This window comes from Loigolactobacillus backii (assembly GCF_003946275.1).
Lineage (GTDB): Bacteria > Bacillota > Bacilli > Lactobacillales > Lactobacillaceae > Loigolactobacillus > Loigolactobacillus backii.
Window position 1 is genome coordinate 1 of the sequence record NZ_RHNQ01000068.1, and the last position, 10,254, is coordinate 10,254.

At 38.9% G+C, this 10,254-nt stretch carries 7 protein-coding genes; 2 read left to right on the forward strand and 5 right to left on the reverse strand.

The window, feature by feature from the left end:
- Positions 1-359 precede the first annotated feature (359 nt).
- The 3 genes from EKM61_RS10080 to EKM61_RS10090 form a co-directional block, all read right to left on the reverse strand.
- Complete coding sequence (locus EKM61_RS10080; RefSeq protein ID WP_068224215.1) at positions 360-821, reverse strand: DUF3021 domain-containing protein; 462 nt, start codon at positions 819-821, stop codon at positions 360-362.
- The gene (locus EKM61_RS10085) at positions 818-1,252 is read right to left on the reverse strand and encodes a LytTR family DNA-binding domain-containing protein (protein ID WP_068224213.1); all 435 of its coding nucleotides are present in this window, start codon (positions 1,250-1,252) and stop codon (positions 818-820) included. The genes EKM61_RS10080 and EKM61_RS10085 overlap by 4 nt, the downstream gene beginning before the upstream one ends.
- A gap of 318 nt (positions 1,253-1,570) precedes the next feature.
- Complete coding sequence (locus EKM61_RS10090; protein WP_068224210.1) at positions 1,571-3,289, reverse strand: NFACT RNA binding domain-containing protein; 1,719 nt, start codon at positions 3,287-3,289, stop codon at positions 1,571-1,573.
- 267 nt (positions 3,290-3,556) lie between these two features.
- On the opposite strand from EKM61_RS10090, the gene EKM61_RS10095 reads away from it, so the two are divergent.
- A complete protein-coding gene (locus EKM61_RS10095) occupies positions 3,557-4,417 on the forward strand; it encodes a DegV family protein (protein WP_068224208.1) in 861 nt (286 codons plus the stop codon).
- Between the two features lie 484 nt (positions 4,418-4,901).
- On the forward strand, positions 4,902-5,822 hold the full coding sequence (locus EKM61_RS10100) for an L-lactate dehydrogenase (RefSeq protein WP_068224206.1): 921 nt from the start codon (positions 4,902-4,904) through the stop codon (positions 5,820-5,822).
- A gap of 203 nt (positions 5,823-6,025) precedes the next feature.
- Here the strand turns inward: EKM61_RS10100 and EKM61_RS10105 are convergent, their stop codons facing one another.
- Together EKM61_RS10105 and acnA are read right to left on the reverse strand one after the other, a co-directional pair.
- Entirely contained in the window at positions 6,026-7,126 is a 1,101-nt protein-coding gene (locus EKM61_RS10105) for a citrate/2-methylcitrate synthase (RefSeq protein ID WP_068224204.1), read from the reverse strand.
- A gap of 16 nt (positions 7,127-7,142) precedes the next feature.
- Complete coding sequence (acnA, locus tag EKM61_RS10110; protein ID WP_068224202.1) at positions 7,143-9,776, reverse strand: aconitate hydratase AcnA; 2,634 nt, start codon at positions 9,774-9,776, stop codon at positions 7,143-7,145.
- Positions 9,777-10,254: the final 478 nt, after the last annotated feature.

The window sequence follows — 10,254 nt, forward strand, 5'->3', positions numbered from 1 at the left end:
GTCTTTAATACTGAGCGCAAATTTTATATGATTGTCTATAGGGTTCACGGTTTTCTCATATCCTTTCAAATGATACTGTAGTGGGTGGATTTTTTGGATGAGGGCTGTGAGCTCTTTTTCTGTCCTTAAATTGTAAATTCAAAGGCACAAAAAATCCTGTTAATAGTTTACCATTTGTAAACTATCAACAGGAAAAAGTATAGAGCCCATGATTACCACAAGTACGTTTAATTAAAAAAATGAGTGGTAAGGACTCGGCTAAATACCGTGTTCTTATCACTCAAAAAATTGGTTAAAGTTTTGGCCAATATTTAGTGCGCCGATAATTGAGATCAGGTAGTGGAATTTTATCTAACTTATTAATTAGTTATTTTTTTACTTAATTTTTGATTAATTTGTTTGACGTAATGCTTGAAGCTTAAGTACTTAACACTCCAAATGACAACATAGATTGAGACAAATATTGGCATATAAAAAATCAACCAAGAAACAGGAAACCAGCGGCATAACCCGGCTAGGACGGTGAAACAAATATACGTAATGAAAAAATGAACAATTGTTTGTCTGGTAAGACTCCAGGTTTCAATTTGAAAGACCAAACTGGCCAGACTGAAAATTGCGCCTATTAGGCCCCAGAGAACGATGGAAAGTGTAATTGCAGTCAGTGGATTGGCGAATTGAGCCGTGAAGGCCAGAGTGGAAGGCTGGTAAGAAGTACCGTAATGATATGAAAAAAGAAGCGACATTATTAAACCAATTGTGATGCCAGAGGTAATTCCAAATCCCAAAGTTAATCCTTTACTTCTGTTTTTAGATTTCATAATCCAATTCTCCTTTTTAGGGCCGTCATGTATCTACGTGATACCAAGGCCCTTGATTGATTAGTGAGTAGGATATTGATTAGACCATTGTTTGAAAGTTCTAGGTGATCAATATGGCGATAGTTGACAATTTCACTTTTAGAAACTCGGATAAAATCACTAGGTAATATCAGCTCTAATTGATACAATCTCTGTTTTAAAAGTAGCGTTTCACGCGCCGCTTCAGCGAAAATTCGATTGTTCTGCGCGTAAATGACGTCAATTTGATCAAACTTTAAAGGAACAATGGCATCTTCACGATATCCCCATAATTGATCTCCTGTACCAACTAATTGGTTTGCAATTTCTTGAATTTCAGGAGTGAGTTCTTTTAAGAAAAAGTCAGTATGTTCATCGGGTGTGTCAGGGCTAACGAAAAAATTGGTTTTCATAGTGGGCCTCCTTTTTTACAAACTAAGTATATAACTTTGAATTCGCAGAATAGTAGCTTTAAGGCAAACGGTCTCAAATTTACGGTGAGTGGCGTAAGACCTAATATCAAATTGAAGGTACATCATTATGTGTGGTTAAAGGTCGTTATAAATTATAAAGTTGGGTAATGGTTACTCTTACTATTTCTGAGCATTACGCTAAAACATGTGCCAAAATGCTATCATTGGCGTAAATAGTGAGCTAATCATGGTTAGTTAAATAAGCAACAAAACGGCCACACGCAGATTATCGTGTGGCCGTTTTGCTGACAGCGATGCTTAATTTGGTTGTTTACTTAATTTTTCTACTAATGCCTCATCCGGCGTCACAAATAGCGTATGCTGGCCCTCATAAATAACAAAACCAGGTTTAGCGCCATTGGGTTTATGAACTCGTTTAACTTGCACATAATCTACCGGAACCGTTGCGGATAAACGTGATTTTGAGAAGTAGGCCGCCAAATTGGCCGCTTCCGCCAGTGTTTTCTCACTAGGGTCCGACTGCGCGATAATGACGTGTGATCCCGGGACATTCTTTGCGTGTAACCAGATATCGGTCTTTCTAGCAGTCTTTAGGGTTAAACGATCATTTTGCAGGTTATTTTTACCCACCAAAATCGAAGTACCGGCACTAGCGTAAAATTGATCCGGCTTGCTTAGTTTAGGCCGTTTAATTTTCTTGTTTTTTTGTTGTTTACGGTGCAAATAGCCTTGTTGGAATAACTCTTCCTGAATATCGGTTAAATCTTTCGGCGCCGCAATTTCAATCTGGGCAAGAATTCCACTTAGATAGTCAACTTCTTGTTGGGTTTCCGTCATTTGATCATTAACGTAGTGAACAGCATTTTTTAGCTTTTGGTACTTAGTAAAATATTTTTGCGCATTTTGTGAAGGTGAAATCTGGTTAGATAAATTAATCTTTAAGGGCCGCTCATCAGCATAATAATTAGGTAATTCAATTGATGTCATGCCGCGCTCGACTCGATTTAAGTAAGTTGTTAAGATTTCACCTTTAATGCGGTAATCATTTGCCTTTTCACTGTTTTTCAACGTTTGCGTTAACTTTTTCAACTTTTTACGGTCTTTTTTTAATTCATTTTGAACAAAATGAATTAGTTGACTGCCTTGTTGGTGAACGCGATCAAGTTCAACTTTATCCCGGTAAAATTGATCCAACATATGACTAAGACCTGAATAGTTCTTCTTTTGGCCTTTTTCTGATTGATAGTCAATCGCTGAGAACTGCATTTGTTGGCGCTCATTTAACCGCGTAACAGTTGGTTTAGGTGTCTGATCAATTGCAGTAAAAAAATCTTGCCAAGTAGTTAATGGATTAGATTGTTGCGCTAATCTGGTTGCCAATTCAACACTACTATCAAAACCAAGGCCCTGAAAATCTTGTTGGAGCTTTTTAGCGAGCTTAAAAACGTCTGCAGTTTGTGGTAGTCCTTTAAGGTAATCTCCTGCATCAAACTTGAAGGGGTTAACGTTATCTTGCTTAGGCGGTTCAATATAGGTTGCACCAGGCATCAGTAAACGATAACGGTTCTGATCGCTTGAGACGTGGCGGACAGTATCCAAAATTCGTCCAGTATCTTGTTGGAGAAGGATTAGATTACTGTGTCGGCCCATCATTTCAATAATTAAACTAATATTTTGTAAATCACCTAATTCATTCCGTGAGGTAAAGGTTAGGTGTACAACTCGATCATTTTCTTTTTGACTTAACTGTTTTAAAAGTGCACCGTCAAGGTATTTACGTAGTGTCATTGTAAATTTAGTTGGTTTTGCTGGATTAACGTAAGGAATCTCGGTAACCTGCAAACGTGCGTAAGTTGGGTGGGCCGATAACAACAGAGGGTAATTGTGCCGATTTGCCCGAATCACTAAAATTAATTCATTCGGGTACGGCTGATTGATCCGGCTAATTCGGCCACCGACTAGTAATGGTGCAAGTTCATTGACCATTGCGTGTGTAAAGATACCATCAAATGACATTTAGGTTATCTCGCTTTCTTTTAGAGTTTATCACTGCTAATTATACTGGTTTTTAGATGTTTAGACAAAGGCTTTGACTCTTGTAAGTCGCTAAACAAAAATGTATTATTGATCAAGCAAACTTATTACCTTGGATTAGTTAGTATGAGGGAAGAGAAGCAGTGGGGTAGTTGAATTATTAAATTTTTCCCGTAATTTATGTAAAAATTAGCCACTATGGTATAGTTATTAGTTAGAATATAAAAGTCTATAAAGTAGGTGTCATTCATGAGAATTGCTGTTGTAACTGATAGTACAGCGTATTTGCCCCAACAATTAATCAAGGAAAATAACATTACCGTTGTCCCAATTCCAGTAATTCTGGATGGTAAAACGTATGACGAAGGTACCCAGATTTCAACAAACGAATTCTACACGTGGCTACGGCAATCAGAGACATTACCAAGCACCACGCAACCGTCAATTGGTGAGATGGTAAAATTATACCGTAAGCTTGGTGATCAGGGCTACGATACAGTGATCAGCATTCATTTATCCAGTACTATTTCTGGTTTTCTTAATAATTTGCGCAATGTTGATGATTTAGTGCCTAATACGCACGTTATTCCGTATGATTCGCAGATTACCGTCATTTTAATGGGCGAAATGGTTCTAACCGCCGCGAAGATGGCTAAGGCTGGAAAAACAGTTGATGAAATTTTGGCGCGTTTAGACGCACTTCGCGAAACAACTGACGAATACTTCATTGTTAACGACTTGCAGAATTTAGTCAAAGGCGGCCGTTTATCCAATGCTTCGGCTTTTCTTGGCGGTATGTTACGAATCAAACCAATTTTAACCTTTGATGGTGAACATAAAATAGTTGCGTTTGAAAAAATTCGCTCACTAAAAAAAGCCTACAGTCGTGTTGAAGAATTATTTGATCAAGCCGTTAAAACAACTGATTATCCAATTCACGCGTTCATCATTCACGCTAACGATGAAGCAGCAGCAATGACTTGGCGTGATGAATTACAAGCAAAATATCCTAAGATAAAATTCGATATTAGTTATTTTGGTCCTGTCATTGGAACTCATTTAGGTGAAAAAGCAATTGCAATTGGTTGGATTAAAGATGAACAAGTCTAAATTAAAGTACTCTTAGTGGAGTGCTTTTTTAATTAACGTTAATTTCGGGGTGCTTTTAAAATAAATTTAATTGGTTTAGGTTAAGCTAATTTGAAGAGGGGGCTAGTTAGAAATTCACTAAATATTGTAAATTAACTGGTATCTAGATTAAGCTTTTATCTAGTTTACATAATATATATTATACAAAGTAGTGTCAAAACTATCTTATTACTTAGAAAAACTGACTTTAGCTTGATCCAACTGCTATTTTTTGCAGTTAACATCTTAAATTAATTGGTAAATATCTGGTTTATTCTCATCTTATTTAGAATAAAAACTAATCCACTTACTAAATTTTAATTGCACATATAATCACTGATACATAAACATTTAAAGCTCAAGTCAATTCCTTTTATTTAACTACTTAATCTTAGTTACACTTGCTTATAATGATAAAAGGATTATAATAATCAACATCTTTATTAAATATTGGAGTGATTTATTAATGAATAAAATTGGTATTATTGGTGTTGGTCACGTTGGTTCTGCTGCAGCGCATGAAATTGTCGTTCGTGGACTCTGTAACCACTTAGTTTTAATTGATCGAAATGATGATAAGGCTCATGCCGAAGAACTTGATTTGGCCGATATGGGTTCACAAACCTTATCCCATACACGGATTTCGTCACAAGATTACTCCTTATTAAGCGATGCTGATGTTGTCATTTTTTCAACTGGCAATATGAATCGTCAAGAGCGCGATCGAATGCAAGAATTAGAATGGACAAAGAAAACCGTTTACGACGCTATTCCTAAACTGATGGCCTCTGGTTTTAACGGAATTATTGTTTCGATTACTAATCCTTGTGATGTTATTGCGGCCTTAATTCAAAAAGTTAGTGGTTTACCTAAAAATCATGTCTTCGGTACTGGAACATCATTGGACACAGCACGTATGAAGCGCGTAGTTGCTAATAAATTCCACGTTAATCCTAAAAACGTTGCCGGCTATGTACTGGGTGAACATGGTGATTCACAATTTACCGCTTGGTCAACGGTTTCAATTGCTGGTGTTCCGTTAGCTGAATATCCAGAGTCAGTTGACCTTAATTTAGATGAAATTAAAGAACAAGTTGCTGCTGGTGGCTGGCAAATTCATAGTGGCAAAGGCTATACTTGCTACGGTATTTCGGCCTGTGTTAGTAACATTGTCAAGGCAATTTTAACTGATGAAGTTGGTGCTTTCCCTGTATCTACGTATTCAAAGAAGTACGATACTTACGTTGGTCACCCTGCTTATGTGGCTGGTGATGGAATTGCAAAACAAATCAATTTGAATTTAACTGCCGATGAAGAGACCGAATTAGCCAAATCTGCAGCCAAGATTCATGCTATGTTTGAGGAACACGCATTGGTTTCTGATTAATTGAATTTTCATGGGAGTGGGACAAAAGTTGCTTTTGGCACACATCCTAGCGTAATCTTTGGAAGTAATAAGAGGCTGGGACCTTTGTCCGGCCTCTTTATTTTGGTCGTTTGTTTACGTCTCTTTAGTTGAAGTAACTTAGTTCTCCAAATAGTCAAAATAAATAACCACCTGCATTTCTGCAAATGTGGTTATTTGCGTTACTATTTGGCTTGTTGATTGGCTTCATAAGTCATCATTTGTAAGTGACGTGGGCCAATGTACTCTGAACTAGGCCGAATTAGGGTTGCCTGTTGTCGTTGTTCCTTAATGTGCGCCAACCAACCTGCACAGCGACTGGCTGCGAACAACAACGTAAACTCATCGGCCTTAAAACCAAGACAGTGGTAAATGGTGGCACTGTAAAAATCTACATTGGGAATTAAATGTTTTTGTGCCCACATGTACCGTTCAATCTCAATTGATGTTTGGTACCAATCTAAATGATTGGTTTGTTGCGCTAATTCTTTGGCGTATTTTTTTAGCAACTTTTCACGGGGATCACTTTTTTTATAAATTCTATGGCCAAAACCCATAATTTTTTCACCCTGCTTTAGTTTCTCCTTCAAATACAAAACTGGTGGTCGTTTGTTTGTCGTTAATTCCTCAAGCATTAGGCCAACCTTTTCATTGGCGCCACCGTGTAGTGGTCCTTTTAATGCTGCTATTGCGGCCGTTAAACATGAATAAGTGTCCGTTGCGGTTGATGCCGTAACGCGGGCCGTAAACGTTGAGGCGTTAAATTCGTGATCAGCGTGTACCAGTAAAACTTGATTTTCAATTAATTGCTGCCGTGGTTGTGGCCTTTTACCAGTCACCAGGTAGAGTAAATTAGTTGCGTAATCGGCCTTTGCCAATGGTGTTAAAATTGATTGGCCCCGGTGTAACCGAATAATCGCTGTAATCACAATTAATACTTTGGCCTGAATCGCTTCTGCGGTTAAATCAGCTGGACTGATTATTTCTAGTAAAGACACCGCGGTTCGCAATTGGCTCATTGGTGCCTCTGGCTCACGACAAATTTGTTTAAGGAGGGCCAAATAATTGGCCGGTAATACCATATTATGCGTTAATTGCTGCTGTAACTCAGTTAATTCGGTTTCCTGTGGTAGGCGCAAGTGCCACAATAAGAACATTGTTGTTTCAAAATTAGGTTGCATTTTTGCGAGTTGCTCAATTGGATAACCGGCGTAGATTAAGTGGCCATTATTGGTAGAACTAATACTAGTTTGTCCGGCGACAATACCTGTTAATCCATTCGTCATTTCAAACCGTCTCCTCTCAACGTGCGGTTGCCATTTTAGTAGCAACTACCATGGGTAAAATACCATGATTTTCAAAGTAACGTTGCTCAATTGGTGTATCAAAACGTAAAATCACTTCAAACGCTGTCTTTTCCCCTGCTGGAGAAGCTGCCGTAACTTTAACGTGCCGATCTGGGAGAAATACCAGCGAAAATTGTTCCTCACCAGTTAACTTTAATGTAGTCGCACTCTCACCTGCTTTAAATTGTAGTGGCAAAACGCCCATCATTGCTAAATTTGAACGGTGAATCCGTTCAAAGCTCTCCGCTATAACGACCTTAACCCCTAATAGTGCCACTCCCTTGGCCGCCCAATCTCGGGACGACCCCATGCCGTAATCTTTACCGGCCAAAATAATTAGGCCAACTTTATCCTCTTTGTAATGCTGGGCTGCCTCGTAGATCGTCATTGTTTGTTTTGTTGGCCAATACTGAGTAAAGCCCCCTACTTTATCTGGTGTTAGCTGGTTCTGAATTCGAATGTTAGCTAATGTGCCCCGCACCATTACTTGGTGATTACCTCGGCGAGAACCATAGGAATTAAAATCGCGGGTTGCCACGCCATGTGCCGTTAAATACTGGCCTGCCGGTGTCATTTGGCCAATAAACCCAGCAGGTGAAATATGATCAGTAGTGATTGTGTTTCCTAATTTTGCTAATACGCGTAAATTGGTCATTGGCGTTAGCCGTTGCTTCGTCAAATCAGCAAAGAATGGTGGTTTAGCGATATAAGTTGAGTGTAAATTCCAGGCATAAAGCTGCCCTGTTGGTGCTGGTAACTTATTCCAGATCTTGTTTTGCGTCAAAATGGCAGCATAATTTGCTTTAAATCGTTCTGGCGAAAGACTTTGTTGCTTTAAACGTGTAATTTCGGATTGTTGGGGCCATAAATCACTTAAGTAGATATCCTGGCCCTCGACTGTCCGGGTTATTGGTTCGTGAACTAGGTCGATATCTAATCTACCCGCCAAAGCGTACGCAATGACCAACGGCGGCGAGGCCAAATAGGTATCTTTAATCAAAGGGTGTACGCGACCTTCAAAATTACGGTTACCACTTTCAATTGCGGCAACTGGGTACGCGTGTTTTTCTAAAGTAGTTTCTAGTTCCGGTTTCAATTTCCCCGAATTTCCAATACAAGTTGTGCAGCCATAACCGACTAGATTAAAACCAAGTCGATCCAGTGAATCCTGCAGGCCAGTACTTGCCAAATAGTCACTCACAACTTTGGATCCAGGGGCCAATGAGGTTTTAACGTATTGGGGAACCTTGAGTCCTAATTCAACCGCCTTTTTGGCCAATAAGCCAGCTGCCAATAAAACATCAGGATTAGAGGTATTGGTACAACTGGTAATCGCCGCAATGCCCAAGGCACCAGGTCGTAAAGTGAATTCTTGTTGATCTACAGACACTTGTAAGCCACTTTGCTTAGCATATTTGGTGAAATTATTTGGAAGTTCGGCCAAATGTACCAAATCTTGTGGCCGTGACGGACCTGCAACACTGGCCGAAACTGTACTTAAATCTAGACTTTCAGTTTCGCTGTAATGCCGCAATTCATCTTCATTAGGTTGGTAAAATAAATGGTTGGCTGTTAAGTAAGTCTTGATTAGCTTGATTTTTTCTGGTGAACGATTAGTTAATTTTAAATAGGCCAAGGTTTGTTCGTCCACTGGGAAAAAGCCACAAGTTGCACCATATTCTGGGGCCATATTAGCAATTGTTGCTCGGTCAGCAACTGCCAAGGTAGCCAAGGCAGGCCCATAGAATTCAACTAATTTTCCGACAACATCGTATTGCCGTAATTGATGTGTCAGAGTTAGAGCAAGATCAGTTGCTGTGGTTCCAGGTTTAAGCTGGCCAGTTAAACGAACACCGACAACTTTTGGCATTGGAATGTACGAAACTTCACCTAACATACTGGCCTCCGCTTCAATTCCACCAACTCCCCAGCCAAGTACACCTAACCCATTCACCATCGTTGTATGCGAATCCGTTCCCACTAGCGTATCTGGATAAGCCAGAATTTCTTCCCCAGACATTTTAGTTGCGACCACTTGGGCCAAATACTCCAAATTAATTTGGTGAATAATACCAGTATCGGGTGGAATTATTGTTAAATTTTTAAATGCTTGTTGAGCCCACTTTAAAAAGCTATAGCGTTCGTGGTTACGTTCAAATTCACGCTTCACGTTATACGCAAATGCCGCCGAATCACCTGACCGATCAACTTGAACGGAATGATCAACGACTAGATCAACGGGAACGTCAGGGTTAACTTGATTGGCATTTCCGCCAACTGCAACCAATTTATCACGCATGGCTGCGAGGTCAACTAACGCAGGAATCCCAGTAAAATCCTGTAAAATAACTCGTTCAGGCTTAAATGGAATATCCTGTTCATGGGCATGATCCCAATTTATAAACGATGGCAAAGATTTTTTTAATTCCGGCCGTTTTGTACTTTGGCGTAAAACGGCCTCTAGCAGAATTCTGATGGTGTACGGAAAAGTTTCAACCTGCTGCTTCTGTTGGCCTAACCACGTAGCAATATTCCAATAATAGTAAACTTTATTTGCAACTTCTAATTTTTGTTTAACCGTACTGTCCATTGATTGACCCCCTAGCTTATTTAGCGTTAACTTAATATAATCTATTTTTAATCATAATCTAATCATTGTCAAACGTAATTAAGTCTATGTTAGGTGGGTTTTCTTCCTTTTTTGTTCAGAACGCGATTAAACAACATTAAAATTGGCTAATAAAAATTTTATAATCTTACTGAATGATGTTAGATGTTCTAACTTAAAATTAATCTAAAAAAGGGCTTTAACAAATATCAGATTTGTTAAAGCCCTTTTACATTATCGAAATAACTATTTTGGCTCTATACTTTTTCCTGTTGATAGTTTACAAATGGTAAACTATTAACAGGATTTTTTGTGCCTTTGAATTTACAATTTAAGGACAGAAAAAGAGCTCACAGCCCTCATCCAAAAAATCCACCCACTACAGTATCATTTGAAAGGATATGAGAAAACCGTGAACCCTATAGACAATCATATAAAATTTGCGCTCAGTATTAAAGAC